Source organism: Bradyrhizobium pachyrhizi, from assembly GCF_029714545.1.
Lineage (GTDB): Bacteria > Pseudomonadota > Alphaproteobacteria > Rhizobiales > Xanthobacteraceae > Bradyrhizobium > Bradyrhizobium pachyrhizi.
Genome location: NZ_CP121667.1, coordinates 6,430,121 through 6,449,361 on the forward strand (window position 1 = coordinate 6,430,121; position 19,241 = coordinate 6,449,361).

Sequence of the window (19,241 nt, forward strand, 5' to 3'; positions counted from 1 at the left end):
CCGACGCTCCGTCATCGAAACAGGCGATGCCCTACTTGCCCTTCCAATTCGGCGCGCGTTTTTCCGCAAAGGCAGCCGCGCCCTCGCGGGCATCCTCGGATACGAAGACAGGACCGACGATCTCCTGCTGCCTCTTCCACATCTCATCTTCCGGCCAGAGCCGTGATTCGACGATCACCTGCTTGGATGCCTTGACGGCGAGCGGGCCGTTGGCACCGATCGCTGCCGCGAGCTCAAGCGCGGCGTCGAGCGCCGGGCCGTCGGTCACGCGATTGATGATGCCGAGTTGATAGGCGCGTTCGGCGCCGAAGAACTCGCCCGTCAATGCGAACTCCATCGCCACACGGAACGGCATCTGGCGCGGCATGCGGATCAGCCCGCCGGCCGCGGCGGCCAGCCCGCGCTTCACCTCGGGGATGCCGAACTTGGCGTTGCGGTTGGCGACGATCATGTCGCACGACAGCGCGATCTCCATCCCGCCGGCGAGCGCATAGCCGTCGACAGCCGCGATCAGCGGCTTCTTCGGTGGCGCCTCGGTGAGGCCGGCGAAGCCGCGGCCGGGGATCGACGGCCGCTCGCCCTTCAGGAACCCCTTGAGGTCCATGCCCGAGCAGAATGTGCCGCCGGCGCCGGTGATGATGCCGACGCTCAGGGAATCGTCGGCGTCGAGCCGGTCGATCGCCGCGGCCACACCCTTGGAGAGGGCGAGGTTGGCCGCGTTCTTCGCTTCCGGCCGGTTCAGGGTGATGATCAGGATAGGTCCACGGACTTCAGTGAGGACCGGGGTTTCTTCGGACATCGTTGGTCTCCTGTTGCCGTGCGCAATTGCCTAGCGCGGGGCCATGCGGATGGCGCCGTCGAGACGGACGTCTTCACCGTTGAAGTAGCCATTGGTGATCATGGTCAGCGCCAAATGCGCATATTCCTCGGGCATGCCGAGACGCTTCGGGAACGGCACCGACGCGCTGAGCGCGGCCTTGACGTTCTCCGGGGCGCCCTGCAGCAGCGGGGTGTTGAAGATGCCCGGCAGGATGGTGTTAACGCGGATGCCTTCGGCCATCAGGTCGCGCGCGATCGGCAGGGTCATGCCGACCACGCCGGCCTTCGAGGCAGAATAAGCCGCCTGCCCCATCTGGCCATCCTCGGCCGCGACCGACGCTGTGTTGACGACCGCACCGCGCTCGCCGTGCTCCAGCGGAGCCAGCGACAGCATGCCCTGCGCCGACTTGGCGATGCAACGGAAGGTGCCGACGAGGTTGATCTGGATGATGCGGTTGAAGGCGTCGATCGGGAAGTGGGTGGGCTCGCCGGTCTTCTTGTCGCGGCCGGCGGTCTTCACCGCGTTGCCGGTGCCGGCGCAGTTCACCAGGATGCGCTCCTGGCCATGCGCAGCGCGGGCCTTGGCGAAGCCCGCATCGACCTGCTCGTCCGAGGTGACATCGACCTTGCAGAACACACCGCCGATTTCCTTGGCGATGGCCTCACCTTTCTCTTCGTTGAAGTCGAAGATCGCGACTTTCACGCCTTGCGCAGCCAGCGCGCGCGAGGTGGCAGCACCCAGACCGGAAGCGCCGCCGGTGACGACGGCAGCGACCGATGAATCGAGTTTCATGGCAATATCCTTTCGCGATCAGATGCGTTCGATGATGATGGCCGGCGCCATGCCGCCGGCGGCACACATGGTGACCAGGCCATAGCGTCCGCCGCTGCGCTCGAGCTCGTCGAGCGCCGTGCCGATCAGGATCGATCCGGTGGCGCCGATCGGATGGCCGAGCGCGATCGAGCCGCCATTGATGTTGACCTTCTCGCGGTCCAGCTCGAGGTCGCGGATGAATTTCTCGGCGACGACCGCGAAGGCCTCGTTGATTTCCCAGACGTCGATGTCGTCCTTGGCCAGGCCGGCCTTGGCCAGAACCTTCTTGGCCGCCGGAACCGGCGCGTTGAGCATCAAGGTCGGATCGTCACCCTGATTGGCATAAGCCACGATGCGGCCGCGCGGCTTGAGGCCGTGCTTCTCGGCATATGCCTTCGACGTGATCAGCACCGCGGCGGCGCCGTCCACCACGCCCGAGCTGTTGCCGGCATGATGCACGCCCTTCCACTCGAGGTCCGGATAGCGGCGCTGGATCTGTTTCTTGAAGGTCACGCCGTTGCCGAGATCGAAATCGGCAAGCTGCTCGAAGCTCGGCTTCAGCGAAGCCAGTCCTTCGGCAGTGGTTTCCGGGCGGGGGAATTCTTCGCGATTAAGGGCAATGCTGCCGTCGTCGTTGAGGACGGGGATCACAGACTTGGCAAAGCGGCCTTCATCGATGGCCCGCTTGGCGCGCTGCTGGCTCGTCAGCGCCAGGGCATCGCAGGCCTCGCGGCTGATTCCCTCGCGCGTGGCGATGGCGTCGCCGCACACGCCCTGGTGCGACTGCGGATGAATCTCGTCGAGCGCCGGATTGCCCGACCCCATCATCCGCGCCGGCTGCCCGGCCTTGGAGCGCTCGGCTGCGAGGGTCTGTTGATAGCTCATCATCTCGGTGCCGCCGGCGATGACGCAATCTTCCATCCCCGACATCACGGACGCTGCCGCGAGATTCACCGACGTGATGCCGCCGCCGCAGAAACGATCCAGCGTCGTGCCGCTGGCGTTGATATCGTAGCCCGCCGCTAGCGCCGACATGCGTCCGAGATCGCCGCCCTGCTTGCCTTCCTGAGTCGATGTCGACCAGATGATGTCGTCGACGGTCGACGTGTCGAGCTTGTTGCGCTCCTTGAGCGCGCCGAGCACCGTCGCGGCCAGATGCTGCGGATGCAGGTGCGACAGCGCCCCCTTGCCCGGCTTGCCGATGCCGCGCGGCGTGCGAACAGCGTCAATGATGTATGCTTCAGACATGCGTTTCCCTTTGCTTCGGATGTTTCGTTAGCTTGCGCTCGTACCGATAGTCCCAACCGTTTCCGCGAGGCGTCAACGGTGTGGCGTCACTGCAAGCGGCTCGGCAATTGAGTTGCGCTGATCTTCGAAGTACCCGAAGCGCGGTACCTGCCGGAGTTGCTGCTCGTCGGCGCAGACAGGCTTGTCGCAACCCTGCGCAAACAACGGCGCGCCGGCCGCGGCGGCGTGGGGACCGAGAGCATATTTCTGCTCTTGCGGCAGATAGATCAGCTGGCCGATCTGGGTGAGGGTCAGCGTGAGACGCGAGACCGTCGATCGCGGAAGACCACAGCGATCGGCGATTTCGCGATTTCCCAGGCGTATGCTTCGACCTTCGAAGCAACGCACGATGTCGAATGCGCGCGACACCACCTGGATCACGCGCCGGTTGTCCGTGCCGGCGGTCTCTTGCGCCATCAGTACCTCAGATCGACGTCCCATCGTTTACGCCTCACTCCTCATTTTCCATACGGGTGAACGAAGCCCACTCTGCTTCGGACGGCAGACGCCGATCCGCGACATCACGGCCAGGCGCGCATGGCTCGCGCGCCCGAACTGATGTGCGGGATTTGGCGGCAGGGGTCCGCGGCGCGCACCGCGTGGGCGATTGCAGCGGTGCTGCACGGCTTGTTCCGGGATCGACGGTCTGACGCGATGGCCGGTCGTTCCGGCGTTCGGTCTGCCCGCGGTGATCACACCGACGTTGCGCTCGGCAAAGCGCGCGGCGGGCTCGGCAAGGTCATGCTCAGCCTGTTCGAGACCGCTGCGCACGGAATGCACGAACACCTGGTTTTCCAGCCAAGTGAAGCCGCGGCCGCGCGGGGCAAGCAGCTTCGGATGTCTCTGGCCGGCCAGCATCAGGCGGATTCTTTCCCTAGGGTTTTGGGCTTTAATTAATTGATTAATTAGTCAGGTGATTAAAGTGGGCGCTCTCCCCTGTCAACCGCCCTCGCCGCAGGGCGCCCCGCGCTCAGCCCGCACCTTCACCCCAACGCCTGTCAGCGCAGTGATCGCGGATCCGTCGTGGTGAACTTCGTCAAATTCAGACCGCGGCCGAGCGGCGATCGAAATTCCGCGCGAGATAGCGGACATGCCCCGACAATTCGCCAGCCGGTGCGAAGCGCACGCGCTAGCATGAGAGCATGGATCAGGGAGCGGCGTGAGGAAGCAGGCAATAGCGGTTGTCGGAACAGACGCGACCGCTGGCCGGGATGACCGTTACGAGGGCGAACCTAAGCTATGAAAGCTTGGTGGGCGCACCAGGGCTCGAACCTGGGACCCGCTGATTAAGAGTCAGCTGCTCTACCAACTGAGCTATGCGCCCGGAACTTGTCCGGAAATGACCCTCGCAAGAGAGCGGTCGTTTAGCAAAGCGATTCCCCGATGTCCAGCAAGCTCAAGCAAGTTTTCCCGACTTTCTGACAACCGAAAGGCCGCCGGAATCCGGCGGTCTTTCATAGGCTTGGCGAAGGTGCCGACGGACGGCGCTCAGAGCCGGCCGGATCGCTCCTGATCAGGGCCGTCGTCGCGGTCGAAACGGTCGTGATCGAAGCCGCGGCCGCCGCGCTCCCAGCGATCCATGCCGCGCTCGAGGCGGTGGCGGCGCCAGCCTTCGGCGCCGAAGCCGCGCCCTTCCATATGGGTCAGCATGCTCAGCCGCCGCTTCTGGTTGTCGTCGAGCGTCTTGTAGAGCGGGTCGGCGGCATCGGCGATCTTCGTTAGCGACGCCGCGGTCGCCGCCATGTTGCCGGCCCGCTCGCGCAGGCGGGCGACCGGATCATCCGGCTTCTGCGACTTGTCCGCATCGGTCTTCTCGGCGGCCATCCGCGCATTGGCGCGATCGAGCCGCATCTTGGCGAAGTCGCGTACCGCGGCCTCGACCGGCGGCCACAGCTTTTCCTGATCGGCGTTGAGCTTCAGCCCGGCGTGGACGGCGGCGATCCGCGCGTCGAGGAAGGCGGCCCGATCCTCGGGGCTCATCCGCATATGGCCGTGGAACCAGGGACGATGCTGGGCATAGACCGCGGTCGAACCGGCAATCGTGAGCGCCGCGATGCCGGCGAGCAGAACTTTCTTCATACGAACCTCCTTTGAAGGTTGCTCGAAGATGATGCCGCCCGCCCGCGCCTTCAACTTACGGATTGGACAGAGAGAGCTCTGTTACCAAGATGTAATCCGCTTTCATTGCATTGCAGAAACATCCAAGGCGCGAGGTCGCGCCTTGGATGTCTGTTGTTTGCGCTAGATCATTCCAAGCAAGCGCGGCAGCCACAGCGAGATCTCCGGCACGTAGGTGACGACGCCGAGGAAGATCAGCATCGTCAGCAGCCACGGCCACACTGCGATTGTCAGTTCGGTGATCCCCATCTTGGCAATGCCGGATGCGACGTAGAGATTGAGGCCGACCGGCGGATGGCACATGCCGACCTCCATGTTGACCACCATCAGAATGCCGAGATGCACCGGATGGATACCGAGCTTGACCGCCACCGGGAACAGGATCGGCGCCATGATCAGCACGATCGAGGACGCCTCCATCACATTGCCGGCGATCAAGAGCAGCACGTTGACGATCAGCAGGAAGACGATCCAGTCGACACCGACCGAGGTGATCCAGGTCGCGATCTGCTGCGGGATATTCTCGTTCGCCATCAGGAACGAGAACAGCACTGCATTGGTGATGATGTAGAGGATCATCGCACTCATGTTGGCCGAGCCGAGCAGCACCTTCGGCACGTCCTTCAGCGACATGTCGCGGTAGACGAACACGGCGATGACAAACGCATAGACCGCACTGACCGCAGCCGCCTCGGTCGGCGTGAACATGCCGGTATAGATGCCGCCGAGCACGATCAGGATCAGCAGCAATCCCCACATGCATTTGCGGAAAGCAGTGACCCGCTCCGCCCAGCTCGCCTTCGGCAGCCGCGGATAGTCGTTGCGCCAGGCGCGGTAGAAGGTGGTGAACCCGAGCAGCGTCGCCAGCATCAGGCCGGGTATCACGCCGGCGATGAACATCTGTCCAACCGACGCCGACGACACCCGATGGCCGGCGGGATCGAGCGCGATACTGCCGCCGGTGGCGACGCAATAGATCACCATCACGATCGACGGCGGAATCAGGATGCCGAGCGCGCCCGACGTGGTAATCACGCCGGCGCCGAAGCGTTTGGGAAATCCCTGCTTCACCATCGCCGGCATCATGATCGAGCCGATCGCGATGACGGTCGCGGGCGAGGATCCCGACACCGCGGCAAACAGCGCGCAGGCCATTACGCCGGCAAGTCCCAGCCCGCCGTACCAGTGTCCGACCATGGAGGTGGCGAAATTGATCATTCGCCGCGCCACCCCGCCATGGGTCAGGAAATTGCCCGCGAGGATGAAGAACGGGATCGCCATGATCTCGAAATTGTCGATCCCGGTGAACAGCTTCAGCGCCACCGACTCGGTCGGCACATTGGTCATCGTGTAGATGAAGGTGAGCACGGTGAGGCCGAGCGCGATCGAGATCGGCATGCCGGTCAGCATCAGCGCGATCAGGAGACCGAAGATGATGAGGCTGGTCATCGCGTCACCTCCGCGACGCCAGCACCTGGCGCATCGACCTCAACGCCCTCGACATGGGCATGGTCGTGATGCGGCAGCTCGCCGGTGCGGAAATAGGCGTACGCGACTTGCAGAAAGCGGAAGCACATCAAATAGGAGCCGAGCGGAATGCAGAGATAGACGATCCAGCTCGGGATCTCGAGATCGGGCGAAACCTGGTCGGTGTGCATCAGCCCCCACACGAACTTGGCGCCCATGGTGCCGATCACCGCCGTGAAGAACGCGCCGCAGAACAGACCGAACAGGACGACTGCGTTCTTCCACGGCGATCTAAGCTGGTTGACCACGACGTCGACGCCGACATGGATGCCGGTTCGCACGCCGTAGGCCGCGCCGAACTTGGCGACCCACACGAACATGTAGATGCAAAGCTCCTGCGCCCAGGACAGGTTGATCGGGAACAGGATCGGATAAAGGAACGGGATGCCGATCAGGTAGCGATGCATGACGGCGAGGAAGATCAGCAAGGTCGCCGCCGCCATCAATGTCGCGATCAGTATCTCTTCGAGCCGGTCAAGAATACGCAGCAGCATCAATCTCCCCTCACGGCCGGGCGGATGCGCCGCGCCGTGCCCCCTTCCAGCGGCCGCTCCGGCCGCTGGCTCCATCTCATTTGCGGTTTCTGACCTCCGCTCAGTTCATCGGGCCGCGGCCCGTTTCTTTAAGAAACTCGTCGATCAGAGGCTGACCGACGCGTGAGGCCACGTCCTTGTAGACCGGCAGCATCGCCTTGCGCATCGCCTCGTCCTGTTCCGGCGTCAGCTTGACGATTTCGCTCTTGCCGCTCTTCTTGATCTCGGCCAGCGCGTCCTCGTTCTCCTTGGCCGACTGACTGTTGCCGTAAGCGGTGGCTTCCTTCATCGCCTTGTCGAGCTGCTCGCGAATATCGGCCGGCAGTCCATCCCAGAATTTTTTGTTCACGACCACGACGTAGCCGATATAGCCGTGGTTGGTCTCGGTGATGTACTTCTGCACCTCATGCATTTTCTGGGTGTAGATGTTCGACCAGGTGTTCTCCTGGCCGTCGACCACGCCGGTCTGCAGCGCCTGATAGACTTCCGAGAACGCCATGACCTGCGGAATCGCGCCGAGTGAGCGGAATTGGGCTTCCAGCACCTTGGACGACTGGATGCGGAACTTGAGCCCCTTGTAGTCGGCGGGCGCGACCAGCTTCTTGTTCGCGCTCATCTGCTTGAAGCCGTTGTCCCAATAGGCGAGACCGGTCATGCCCTTGGAATCCAGCTTCTTGAGCAGCTGGGCGCCAAGCGGACCGTCGGTGACCTTCCGCAGCGTCTTCAGGTCGGGCAGGATGTAGGGCAGATCGAAGACCTCGAATTCCTTCACGCCGATCGGGCCGAACTTCGAGTTTGACGGCGCCAGCATCTGCACCGCGCCGAGCTGCAGCGCCTCGAGCTCTTCCTTGTCCTTGTAGAGCTGCGAGTTCGGATAGACCTCGACCTTCACCTTGCCGCCGGTGTACTTTTCGGCAAGTTCCTTGAACTTCTCGGCCGCCTGCCCCTTCGGCGTGTTGGTGGCCACTACGTGGCTGAACTTGAGAACGATCGGTGACTGCGCCGACGCCGGCCCGACAAAGGTCAAGGCTGCGATCGAAGCCGCAGCCAAAATGAGTTTACACATGTTTCCTCCCGCGTAATTGCGGAGCACGAACACCGGCCCCGAGAGATCTGTGCGCACCATTACAGACAAGCAACGAGCATTGCCATTGCCCCTTTAGCAGGGGCTAATTGCGCTATTGCTGCACTGCAAAATCCGATGCGGCGGTATTCCCTTCGGCTCTTGCGACCGTTCAATGACACCGCCCGCACGCTGTGCCCGGCCACGGTAACGAGGTCAATGCGAGGTTTGGCAATGGCGGGTTCGCCGGGCGCGAATGCTGCGCGTTTCTTGCCAGCTGTCGTCGCTGCGAAAGCAGGAACCGTATGCGGCGGCGGATCTTGCGGGCGGGACTCATCGTCGTCCTGGCGAAAGCCAGGACCCATAACCATCGCATGTGATTGTAAGAGCGATTGGGGCCCCAGCGTCGCGCAATGATTGAGATTTGGGGTAATGCGTCCTGGCTTTCTCCAGGACGACGGTGGGGATGGTTCTCGATTCAAGTTGTCAAACAGCGCGGCGTCATCACCCGCGCATGCATATGCGGGTGATCCGGTTTTCCAGAGACGCCCGTGCTTGTGCCGAGGGGGGGTGCGTCCTCCGCTGTCGTCCCGGCGAAGGCCGGGACCCATACTCCGCAGCGGGTGTTGTGAATGGGACTCGTGGTTCCGACGTCGCGCAAGACAATTCCCATTTGTGGTTATGGGTCCCGGCCTTCGCCGGGACGACGCTGAGTGTGTTGCGCTGTCAGTGCTCATAGCTTTGCATTCTCGCGACATGAATCGTCCGAGCTTTGCTCTTCGTCTCGCCCTCTTGCTTGCAGAGGGCGCAGGGAAAGCCGGGTGCCGATCGCACCCATGGGCCCCGAGCAATGGGTAGAAAGCTCGGGGGTAGGACCACAGGTGTAACCGGAAACAACCCGGCTTTCCCTGCGCGATGGGTTACGGCTTACTTCGTGCTCTCCCCGGCGAGACTGGGCTTGTTTGTCACCGCCTTCGCAAAACGCATTCGCATTTTGCGACGAGACACCTGCCGCTAGGGCGTCAGGACCACACGACTTCACCGTCCGCTTCATGCGCACTCGTCAGTTGCGCAATCGGCGTCCACCGCATCTCGACCCACGTTCGTGACGACCGCGAAGCGCCCCTCAATCGGGTGAGACGGACAAACCATACACCGAGCCGCGCTTCTGATAAAGCGAAATATTTTTGCTGCGGAGGCTTGCGCCGTCGGGCAACTCAGTGGTAGCGGCCCTTCCCGGTTCTTTCGTCATTGCGGGCGACGCATCAGAGTCCAGTGTCGTCTCGCCGCGCGGACAGGATCCGGTCGATCAGGCGTCATTCCTTCCGCAGGATTTTATCCATGGCCTTTCCACGCGCCAGCTCATCGATCAGTTTATCCAGGTAGCGAATTTCCCGCATGGTCGGCTCTTTGATTTCCTCAACCCTGACACCGCACACCACGCCCTTGATCAAGGCCCGCGAAGGATTCATTTCAGGCGCCTTTGCGAAGAACGTTTCGAAGTCGGTTTGTTTTTCCAACTGAGCTTGCAGCTCCTTCGGACCGTAGCCGGTCAACCAGGAGATCACCTGATCAACCTCCGCCTTGGTGCGTCCCTTCTTCTCCGCTTTCGCGACATAGAGCGGGTAGACGCTTGCGAAGCTCGTTACATAGATCCGATGCTTGGCCATCAATTGCTCCGAACGTTCGTATTCCGGGGTCTCGACGAGGAAATATTAGTCCTGGGTTGAACCGGTTTCGCCAATCCGAAGTGTCGCATGTGGCTGGGGGCATGGCGATGGCCTGCTGCCTCCCGTTTCGTCCCCGGCGCTCGCGTGCGGCGGCGCGCATGCGTTGGCAGCAATCGCTCTACAGCGACGGCAACCGCTCTGGGGCAGCGCCACACCTGATCCGCTAGATCATCACCATGTCCAATCCACGGGCGGAAACAAGGTGCGGCCCGCCGGGATCGAACATCAGGATCGAACGCAGGAGTTTTCAACGATGAACCAGATGATCCGCAATACTCAGGAGACAAGCATGAACCGCGACAATGCCTCGCACGCCGGTCAGCCGGGGCCAAACGAGTTGGTGCCATCGCGCTACGCGCTGAAGATCGGCGAGATCGATGTGCTGGTGGTCAGCGACGGGGTGCTGCCGCTACCAACCAAGATGCTGGCCCACAATGCCGAGCCGGCCGTCCGCGCGGCCTGGCTGGACGACATGTTCCTGCCGCCGGACGCGTTCGACTGGGCGCTGAACGTGGTCGTGGTGCGAAGCGGCGGGAAAACCATCCTCGTCGACGCCGGGCTGGGGTCGGACCCGGACCTGCACCTGCCGAAGGCCGGACAGACGGTCAAGCGACTGGAGGCCGCCGGTATCGATCTTGGGTCCGTGACCGACGTGGTGCTGACCCACATGCACATGGACCACGTGGGCGGGCTGCTCGTCGAGGGCGTGAAGGAGCGGCTGCGTCCGGACCTTCGGATCCATGTGGCGGCTGCCGAGGTCAAGTTCTGGGAGGCGCCCGATTTCTCCCGCGTCTCGATGCCGCCGGGATTCCCGGACGCGCTTCGTGCGACCGCCAAGCGGTTCAGGAAAGAGTACCAGAGCCAGCTGCGGCTGTTCGACGAGGAGCACGAGGTGGCGCCCGGAGTGGTCGTCCGTCGCAGCGGTGGCCATACCCCCGGCCACAGCGTGGTTCGTCTGGCGTCCGGCGGCGACCGGCTGACATTCGCCGGTGACCTCGTGTTCGCGGTCGGGTTCGAGCATCCCGAGTGGCACAACGGCTTCGAGCACGACCCCGAGGAGGCAGCCCGCGCCCGGATCAGCCTGTTGCGGGAGCTGGCGGCGAACCGCGAGTTGCTGGTTGCCACGCATATGCCGTTCCCGTCCGTCGGACATGTCGCGGTCGAGGGTGACGCCTTCCGTTGGGTGCCGGTGTTCTGGGACTACTGAGACCCTGTCGAGTTAGAGCCGAACCGGGGCGCGTACTCCTATCGATCATGGGTGCGCGCCCCGGCTTCCGCGAGATGAATCGCGATCCGAGCATATCCCGGTCACGGGCCGATCGTTCGGATGGGTTGCCGCGGGTGCAGCAAGGCAGCGGCCGAGCCGCGGTGGCCGCTTGGACGGCTTCGTTCCCGAAAGCGGGCATTGCAGCCTTCTGAGCAAAGGTCAGCTACGGGCCATAAGCGGTCATTCAAGCCAGCCGAGAGCGAATTAGCTTGCCTTGCCTTGAGTCCTTTTGCACTCTCAGGCAAGGAGGCCGATGCATGAAGATAATGACCGTCGCGTGCGCTCTCGGAGCGGCCCTCGTGCTGTGCAACCTCGGGACGTCCGGTGCTGAAGCCCGGGCGCGGAAGGCACAAGTCGTTCATGAACCAAGGAGGGTTATTATCCCGACGCCCGTAATAAGGCCAACTCCGTGGGATTATTATATTGTTCCACGATATCGTTATCGCCCTGAAGACGACCGGGTCGATCCATACGGCCCACCCGTGGTGTCGTTGTGGCGCCTCTATGAGGGGTGGCGGTGGCCATACTGGTGGTGAACAGCGATCACGCCAAACAGATCGCATTCCGAGTGGCGATCGTCCCCTGACGGACGGGGACTAGAGCGCGATGAGATTAGGTTGAATCGTCATCGCGCCTTAGCTCTTTGTTTGAGCATGATCTTTTCGGAAAACCGCTTCGCACTTTTCCGGATCATGCTTTAGCCGTGAAGTTGCGCGTTGAGGCCGTCCCAATTTGGCGTGCGTCTGGTTGCCTCAAGAGCACCGCTCTGGGAATTCCGACGAAAAAGAAGGCCCTTCTGGCCCGAGAGTTCTTTGGCTTTCAGCACTCGGCCATCTTCCAAAAGGATGCGCGCGCCTGCCGTGACATAACAGCCCGCTTCGACGATACAATCGTCACCCAATGAAATGCCGATACCGGCATTGGCTCCGATCAGGCAGCGCTCGCCAACTGTAATCCTCTCTTTCCCTCCTCCGGACAGAGTACCCATGATCGAGGCTCCGCCGCCAACGTCGCTGCCGCTTCCCACAACGACGCCGGCGCTGATCCGGCCTTCGACCATGCAGGGACCGAGCGTGCCTGCGTTAAAATTGCAAAAGCCTTCATGCATGACGGTCGTGCCCGGAGCCAAATGGGCTCCGAGCCTTACGCGATCCGCATCTGCAATTCTCACGTCTGCAGGCGTCACATAATCAGTCATGCGCGGAAACTTATCCACGCCTGTCACCTCGAACGCGAGGCCATGCTTTCGTGCTTCCATTCGCGCGTCCGGTACACGAGAGCACTCACAGGGACCGAGGGTCGTCCAGGCAACGTTAGGTAAAAGACCGAAAACTCCCTCGAGGTTCAGGCAATTCGGCTGGACGAGCCGGTGGCTCAGCAGATGGAGTCGAAGATACGCGTCGTGCACGTCAGTCGGCGCAGATGCAAGGGAGCCAATTTCTGTACGGATTGGAACGATGTCGACACTGCGAATGTCGTCGTGTCGTGCATATCCGTCCGCCGACTCTCCCAACGATCTGATGATCTCGTCGCTTGCCAGCCGCACCGTTGCCGTCTTGTCGGCCTCCGCGACCAGGTGTAGCCGAAGAAACCAGGAATCCAGCACGCGACCATCAGCGGCAATTGTCGCAAATCCCTCGCCTCTCGCGCCCCTCAGCTCCATCGTCATTTGAATTTCTCACACTGCGATCCTGCATGTCATGCATACGCGAGTTCTCGTAGAATTGGCAACTTCCGGACTCTCAAACCCGTCCGCTTTGGGGCAAAGGGCAACATGGGCCCACCGCAGCGACACCCGCTCTTATGCTCTGAGCGGACGTCGATCGACGGTGCTTGCGGTGCCGTGTCGGGCGAGCGAGTAGCCGGCGCGGCCGGCTCGTCCTCAACGCTTCGTCCCAGGACCGCTACTCCGCAGCGGTCCGGATATCGATCTTCTCGGCGCGGACCGCGCAGAACTTGAACTCCGGAATCTTGCCGAACGGATCGAGTGCCGGGTTGGTCAACAGGTTGGCCGCCGCCTCCGCGTAGCAGAACGGCATGAAGACCATGTTCTCGGGCACGTCGCGGTCGGCGCGCACCTTGACCTCGACCGCGCCGCGGCGCGTCTCGAGACGGATGAAGTCGCCGGGCGCGAGCCCCTTCTTGCGCATGTCCTTCGGGGTCATGAACGCGACCGCTTCGGGCTCGATCTGGTCGAGCACCTGGGCACGGCGCGTCATCGAGCCGGTGTGCCAATGTTCGAGCACGCGGCCGGTCGACAGCACCATCGGGTACTCGTCGTCGGGCAGTTCGTCCGGCGGGATCACCTTGGCCGGCACGATCTTGCCGCGGCCACTTTCGGTCGGGAAGCCGGTGGTGAAGATGATCTCGTTGCCGGGCTTGTCGGGATCGTCGACCGGATAGGTCACCGCGCCCTCGCGCACCAGGCGCTCCCAGCTGATGTTCTTCAGCGACGGCATCAATTCGGCCATCTCGGTGAAGACCTCGCCCGGCCCCGCATAATTCCAGGGCAGTCCCATCCGCTTGCCGATCTCCTGGATGATCCAGAGATCCTGCCGCGCATCGCCCGGCGGCTTGATCACCTCGCGTGCCAGCTGCACGCGGCGGTCGGTGTTGGTGAAGGAGCCGGACTTTTCGGCGAACGCCGAGGCCGGCAGGATGACGTCGGCGTGGAACGCGGTCTCGGTGACGAACAGGTCCTGCACGACGAGATGATCGAGCTTGGCGAGCGCCTCGCGCGCGTGCTGCAGGTCCGGATCGGACATCGCGGGATTCTCGCCCTCGACATACATGCCGTGGATTTCGCCGGCGTGGATCGCGTTCATGATCTCGACGACGGTCAGCCCGCGCACCGGATCGAGCTCCTGCCCCCAGAGTTTCTCGAAGGCGCCGCGCATGTCGTCGCGGCCGACCGGCTGATAGTCCGGAAGGAACATCGGGATCAGGCCGGCGTCGGAGGCGCCCTGCACGTTGTTCTGCCCGCGCAGCGGATGCAGTCCGGTGCCGGGGCGGCCGACCTGGCCGGTGATCAGGGCCAGCGCGATCAGGCAGCGCGCATTGTCGGTGCCGTGGACGTGCTGGCTGATGCCCATGCCCCAGAAGATGATCGACGATTTGGCGCGGGCATAGGCGCGCGCGACCTCGCGCAGCGTCTCCGCGGGAATGCCGCAGATCTGGGACATGCGCTCCGGCGTGAACTCCTGGATCTTCGCCTTCAGCTCGTCATAGCCCTCGGTATAGCCGGCGATGTACTGCTCGTCGGTCAGGCCTTCGGTGATGATCGTGTGGATCATCGCGTTCAGCATCGCGACGTCGCTGCCCGGCTTGAATTGCAGGTGCTTGGTGGCGTGGCGCGACAGCGTCTGCCGGCGCGGGTCCATCACATAGAGCTTGGCGCCGCGCTTGGCGGCGTTCTTGATGTAGGTGGCGGCGACCGGATGGTTGACGGTCGGATTGGCGCCGATCACCCAGATCACTTCGGCGTCGGCCGCGGCCGCGAACGGCGCCGACACCGCGCCGGAGCTCAATCCCTCGAACAGCGCCGCCACCGACGAGGCGTGACACAGCCGCGTGCAGTGATCGACATTGTTGGAGCCGAAGCCGGTGCGCACCAGCTTCTGGAACAGATAGGCTTCCTCGTTCGAGCCCTTGGCCGAGCCGAAGCCGGCCAGCGCCTTGGCGCCCTTCTCGTCGCGGATCTTGCGCAAGCCCGCAGCAGCAAGGTCGAGCGCCTCCTCCCATGTCGCCTCGCGGAAATGGGTGTAGGGATTGGCCGGATCGACCTGGTCGTTGGCATCCTTCTTGACGCCGGGCAGCCGCACCAGCGGCTTGGTCAGGCGATTGGGGTGATGGATGTAGTCGAAGCCGAAGCGGCCCTTGACGCAGAGCCGGTTGTGATTGGCGGGACCATCACGGCCTTCCGCGTAGATCACCTTCTCGTCCTTGACCTGATAGGTGACCTGGCAGCCGACGCCGCAATACGGGCACAGCGAATCCACTTTCTTGTCCGGATAGGTGACGCGGGTCTGCTTGTCGTCGAGCATGACAGCCGGCATCAGCGCGCCGGTCGGACAGGCCTGCACGCACTCGCCGCAGGCGACGCAGGTCGATTCGCCCATCGGATCGTCGAAGTCGAACACGATTTTCGAGTCGTGATTGCGATAAGCCATGCCGATGACGTCGTTGACCTGCACCTCGCGGCACGCCCGCACGCAGAGGCCGCACTGGATGCAGGCGTCGAGATTGACGCGCATCGCCGGATGGCTGGTGTCGGCGTGCCAGCGCTCGGTCGCGGGAAAGCGGCTTTCGGTCACGCCGGTCTTCTCGGCCCAGTGCCAGAATTTCGAGTCCGGATCATGCGAGGTCTCGCGCGCCGGCTGGTCCGCCACCAGCAGCTCCATCACCATCTTCTGCGCCGCGACGGCGCGCTGGCTGGCCGACTTCACCTTCATGCCGACCGTCGGCGTCCGCTTGCAGGACGCCGCCAGCACGCGCTCGCCTTCGATTTCGACCATGCAGGCACGGCAATTGCCGTCCGGCCTGTAGTCCGGCGCGGGCGAATAGCACAGATGCGGAATCTCGGTGCCCTGGCGCTTGGCGACCTGCCAGATCGTCTCGCCGGCCCGCGCCTCGACCTGCTGGCCGTCGAGCTCGAACTGAATCGTCAGGCCTGAGTTCTGATTGTTGCTCATTCAAATCCTCGTCGAAATTCGTCTGCTCGGCCTCGCCTACTCGGCGGCTTGCTGCGGACGAAAGCCGTCCGGAAAATATTTGATCACGGAGGTCAGCGGATTGGAGGCCGCCTGACCGAGGCCACAGATCGACGCATCGCGCATCGCCTGACTCAATTGGTCGAGCAGTTCCTTGTTCCAGACCGGCTGCTGCATCAACAGCGCCGCCTTCTCGGTTCCGGCGCGGCACGGCGTGCATTGCCCGCAGCTCTCGTCCTCGAAGAACTTCATCAGGTTTAGCGCGGCGTCCCTGACGTCATCGACCTGCGAGAGCACGACCACGGCGGCGGAGCCGATGAAGCAGCCATATTTCTCCAGCGTGCCGAAATCGAGCGGGATGTCGTCCATCGACGCTGGCAGGATGCCGCCGGATGCACCGCCCGGCAGATAGGCCTGCAAGGTATGGCCATCGGCCATGCCGCCGCAGAACTCGTCGATCAACTCGCGGAGCGTGATGCCGGCGGGAGCGAGCTTGACGCCAGGATCCTTGACGCGTCCCGACACCGAGAAGCTGCGCAGGCCGTGGCGCTCGTTGCGGCCGTGGCTCTTCCACCAGTCGGCGCCCTTCTCGACGATGTCGCGCACCCACCACAACGTCTCGATGTTGTTGATCAGCGTCGGCAGGCCGAACAGCCCGACCTGGAACGGATATGGCGGCTTGTGCCGCGGCAGGCCGCGCTTGCCCTCGATCGATTCCAGCAGCGAGGATTCCTCGCCGCAGATATAGGCGCCGGCGCCGCGCCGCAGATGGAGCGTCGGACCACCCGGTGGGAGCTTCGCGATCTCGCGGGCGAGGATCTCGCGGCAGGCCGGGTACTCGTCGCGGATATAGATGTAGACTTCGGGCGCCTCGACCACGTGGGCGCCGATCAGCATGCCCTCGAGGAAGCGATGCGGATCGGTCTCGAGATAATAGCGGTCCTTGAACGTACCGGGCTCGCCTTCGTCGCCGTTCACCGCCATCAAGCGCGGACCGGGCTCGCCGAGCACGGCGCGCCACTTGCGGCCGGTCGGAAATCCGGCGCCGCCGAGGCCGCGCAGCGACGCATCGTCGAGCGCCTTCAGCAAATCTTCGCGCGGCAGTTCGCCCGAACGCAGGCGCGCCAGCAGCCGGTAGCCGCCGCCGGCGACATAGGCGTCGTAGTCGACATAGGGCGGAAGGTGCACATGGGTGTCGCCGTTGTTCGCCGCCGCCAGCACATCGGTGACGGTCGCATGATCGACGAAGTTGTGGCCGACCTCGGCAGCCGGCGCGGTGTCGCAGCGGCCGACGCACGGCGCCCTCACCACGCGGATGCCGGGGCCGGCGCGGTTCTGGAGATCCTTCAACAGCTGCTCGCCGCCGAGCATCGCGCAGGTCAGCGAATCGCAGACGCGCACGGTGAGCGGCGCAATGTTCGGCTCGCCTTCCTTCACGATGTCGAAATGCGCGTAGAAGGTGGCGGTCTCGAACACTTCGGCGAATGACAGCTTCATCTCGTCGGCGAGCGCGGCAAGATGCGCCGCCGAGATCTGATGGTATTTGTCCTGGATCAGATGCAGATACTCGATCAGAAGGTCGCGCTGCCGCGGACGATCGGCGAGCAGCGTCTCGATCTCATGGGCGGCCACTGGGTCGACCTGGCGTCCCTTGGGCGTGGCCTTCGCTCGCTTCCTGCCCTGTCCGGGATGCTCGAACGCACGAACCTTGTGAACGTCGTCTCCACTCATAAAGCCTCGCCTTGGGAACCACGCTTTGCGCGAATTGCGCTGCTTCGACGAACTCTATTCTCTGGTATGCCAGAGGCAAGCAATTTTAGAACGCCTCTAGCAGCGTCGGGTTGCCGCGTAGGCCATTGTTAATGTTTGCCTATCGGGCGATCTGATTTTGCTATCACGCGCTCGTCGCGCTGCACGGCCTCGACCGCGTTTCAGCTCTCAAAGCAGGTCGGCGTAGCCGAGAAAGCCGACGACATCGCCCGGTTCAACCCGCACCACCGACTCGCCGAGTTCGACCAATCCATCGGTCTCGATCAGCGACGACAGCAGGCCGGCTCCTTCGCGAGGAAACTTGTTCGCTTCCAGCGTACCGTCCGCCGCCCGTCGCAGCGAGACCCGGACATATTCGCGCCGCCCACTCTTCTTCTTGTAGCTGAAGGCGGCCCGCACCGGCATCGGCAGCAAGGGGGACGGCGCAGCGCCCGACAGCGCCAGCACGGTCGGCCGCACGACATGGACGAAGGTGACGAAGCTCGCCACCGGATTGCCGGGCAAGCCGATCAACGGGGTGCCGTCGATGATTCCCATCGCCACCGGGCGGCCGGGCTTGATTGCCATCCGCCACAGCACCAGCGAGCCCGCCTGTTCGATGCCGGCCCTGACGTGGTCCTCTTCGCCGGTAGAGACCCCGCCGGTGGTCAGGATCAGGTCGTAGCGCCGCGCGGCCTGCTTGAGCGCCGCGGCGAGCTCGGCCCGCTCGTCGCGCAGGATGCCGAGATCGCCGACCTCGCAACCGAGCCGCCGCAACATCGCCATCAGCATGAAGCGGTTGGAATCGAACAGTTGCGCTTCGGTGCGCGCGCTGCCGGGCGCGGCCAGTTCGTCGCCGGTCGAGAACACCCCGACGCGAAGCCGACGCACCACATCGAGCGTAATGAGCCCGAAGGCGGCGGCGACCGCGATATCCTGCGGGCGCAGCCGCCGTCCCGATGCCAGCGCGACGTGGCCGCGCGGAATGTCCTCGCCGCTCGGGCGCACATTGGCGCCGACCTTCAGGCCGGACGGCAGGATCACGTTTCCCGCATCGTCGATCCGCACGTCTTCCTGCATGAACACGGTGTCGGTGCCATCGGGCATCGGCGCGCCGGTGAAGATCCGCACCGCCTGTCCGGGCTGCGCCGGCTGCGCCGACGCGCCCGCCTGCACCCGTCCGGCAACGGGGAACGCGCGCTCGCCGCTCGCCGGCAGCTCCGCGCCGGATACCGCGTAGCCGTCGACGGCGGAATTCTTGAACGGCGGCAGCGCAAGCGGCGCGACAATGTCGCTGGCCAGGATGCGTCCATCCGCATCCACCAGGGCAACGGTTTCGGTCTCGCCGACAGGCTTGACCCGCGCGGCGATGATCGCGACGGCTTCGTCGACCGACATCATCGGTCCGCCGAATGCAAAGCAGTCGTCCGAAAGCTGCGCCATGATCTCCCTCGGTCCTCGGCCATCGACAAGATTTGTTCGACCCGGATCGCGAACTGCGGCGTTATCCTCAAAGCCGGACCGATCGATGGCAGTTCCCGCGACGCGGCGGAGAGTCGCCAGTCAGTCTCCGAACGTGCTTATATCCCTAGCTGCGTTGCCATGTGAACCCATCTGGACGTCAA

14 protein-coding genes, 1 tRNA gene and 1 pseudogene are annotated in these 19,241 nt (G+C 63.6%); 1 reads left to right on the plus strand and 15 read right to left on the minus strand.

Annotated elements, in window-relative coordinates:
• Positions 1-31: 31 nt before the first annotated feature.
• From QA639_RS30590 to QA639_RS30640, 11 genes and pseudogenes are all read right to left on the minus strand, one after another.
• Positions 32-799 (minus strand): crotonase/enoyl-CoA hydratase family protein, encoded by a 768-nt coding sequence (locus QA639_RS30590; protein ID WP_028336963.1) that lies wholly within the window; start codon positions 797-799, stop codon positions 32-34.
• Between the two features lie 30 nt (positions 800-829).
• Complete coding sequence (locus tag QA639_RS30595) at positions 830-1,612, minus strand: SDR family NAD(P)-dependent oxidoreductase (protein ID WP_028336964.1); 783 nt, start codon at positions 1,610-1,612, stop codon at positions 830-832.
• 18 nt (positions 1,613-1,630) lie between these two features.
• Entirely contained in the window at positions 1,631-2,881 is a 1,251-nt protein-coding gene (locus tag QA639_RS30600; RefSeq protein ID WP_028336965.1) for an acetyl-CoA C-acetyltransferase, read from the minus strand.
• Positions 2,882-3,097: 216 nt separating this feature from the next.
• Positions 3,098-3,361, minus strand: a pseudogene (locus QA639_RS30605) (helix-turn-helix domain-containing protein); the annotation flags it as partial.
• 3 nt (positions 3,362-3,364) lie between these two features.
• Positions 3,365-3,778 carry a beta/alpha barrel domain-containing protein gene (locus QA639_RS30610; protein WP_157345289.1) on the minus strand — a complete coding sequence of 138 codons (414 nt, stop codon included), beginning with the start codon at positions 3,776-3,778 and terminating at the stop codon, positions 3,365-3,367.
• A gap of 390 nt (positions 3,779-4,168) precedes the next feature.
• Positions 4,169-4,244 (minus strand) — tRNA-Lys (locus tag QA639_RS30615).
• 164 nt (positions 4,245-4,408) lie between these two features.
• A complete protein-coding gene (locus QA639_RS30620) occupies positions 4,409-4,999 on the minus strand; it encodes a Spy/CpxP family protein refolding chaperone (RefSeq protein WP_157348885.1) in 591 nt (196 codons plus the stop codon).
• 162 nt (positions 5,000-5,161) lie between these two features.
• The gene (locus QA639_RS30625) at positions 5,162-6,487 is read right to left on the minus strand and encodes a TRAP transporter large permease (RefSeq protein ID WP_028332422.1); all 1,326 of its coding nucleotides are present in this window, start codon (positions 6,485-6,487) and stop codon (positions 5,162-5,164) included.
• The gene (locus QA639_RS30630) at positions 6,484-7,059 is read right to left on the minus strand and encodes a TRAP transporter small permease (RefSeq protein WP_028332423.1); all 576 of its coding nucleotides are present in this window, start codon (positions 7,057-7,059) and stop codon (positions 6,484-6,486) included. Before QA639_RS30630 ends, QA639_RS30625 begins: the two co-directional genes overlap by 4 nt.
• Before the next feature lie 100 nt (positions 7,060-7,159).
• A complete protein-coding gene (locus tag QA639_RS30635; protein WP_283087941.1) occupies positions 7,160-8,164 on the minus strand; it encodes a TRAP transporter substrate-binding protein in 1,005 nt (334 codons plus the stop codon).
• 1,313 nt (positions 8,165-9,477) lie between these two features.
• Positions 9,478-9,831, minus strand: a complete 354-nt coding sequence (locus tag QA639_RS30640; protein WP_157348179.1) for a DUF2200 domain-containing protein — start codon at positions 9,829-9,831, stop codon at positions 9,478-9,480.
• 313 nt (positions 9,832-10,144) lie between these two features.
• Here QA639_RS30640 and QA639_RS30645 point away from each other — a divergent pair, with 313 nt between their 5' ends.
• Complete coding sequence (locus tag QA639_RS30645; protein ID WP_028332426.1) at positions 10,145-11,098, plus strand: MBL fold metallo-hydrolase; 954 nt, start codon at positions 10,145-10,147, stop codon at positions 11,096-11,098.
• Positions 11,099-11,855: 757 nt separating this feature from the next.
• On the opposite strand, the gene dapD is transcribed toward QA639_RS30645, so the two are convergent.
• The 4 genes from dapD to QA639_RS30665 all read right to left on the minus strand — a co-directional run bounded on the left by dapD (position 11,856) and on the right by QA639_RS30665 (position 19,059).
• Complete coding sequence (gene dapD, locus QA639_RS30650; RefSeq protein ID WP_050385471.1) at positions 11,856-12,827, minus strand: 2,3,4,5-tetrahydropyridine-2,6-dicarboxylate N-succinyltransferase; 972 nt, start codon at positions 12,825-12,827, stop codon at positions 11,856-11,858.
• A gap of 235 nt (positions 12,828-13,062) precedes the next feature.
• Positions 13,063-15,849 carry a formate dehydrogenase subunit alpha gene (fdhF, locus tag QA639_RS30655; protein ID WP_428841081.1) on the minus strand — a complete coding sequence of 929 codons (2,787 nt, stop codon included), beginning with the start codon at positions 15,847-15,849 and terminating at the stop codon, positions 13,063-13,065.
• Positions 15,850-15,885: 36 nt separating this feature from the next.
• Positions 15,886-17,598, minus strand: coding sequence for an NAD(P)H-dependent oxidoreductase subunit E (locus QA639_RS30660; RefSeq protein ID WP_028332429.1), 1,713 nt, complete (start codon positions 17,596-17,598; stop codon positions 15,886-15,888).
• A 207-nt stretch (positions 17,599-17,805) separates the two neighbouring features.
• Complete coding sequence (locus QA639_RS30665; protein WP_283087942.1) at positions 17,806-19,059, minus strand: molybdopterin molybdotransferase MoeA; 1,254 nt, start codon at positions 19,057-19,059, stop codon at positions 17,806-17,808.
• Positions 19,060-19,241: the final 182 nt, after the last annotated feature.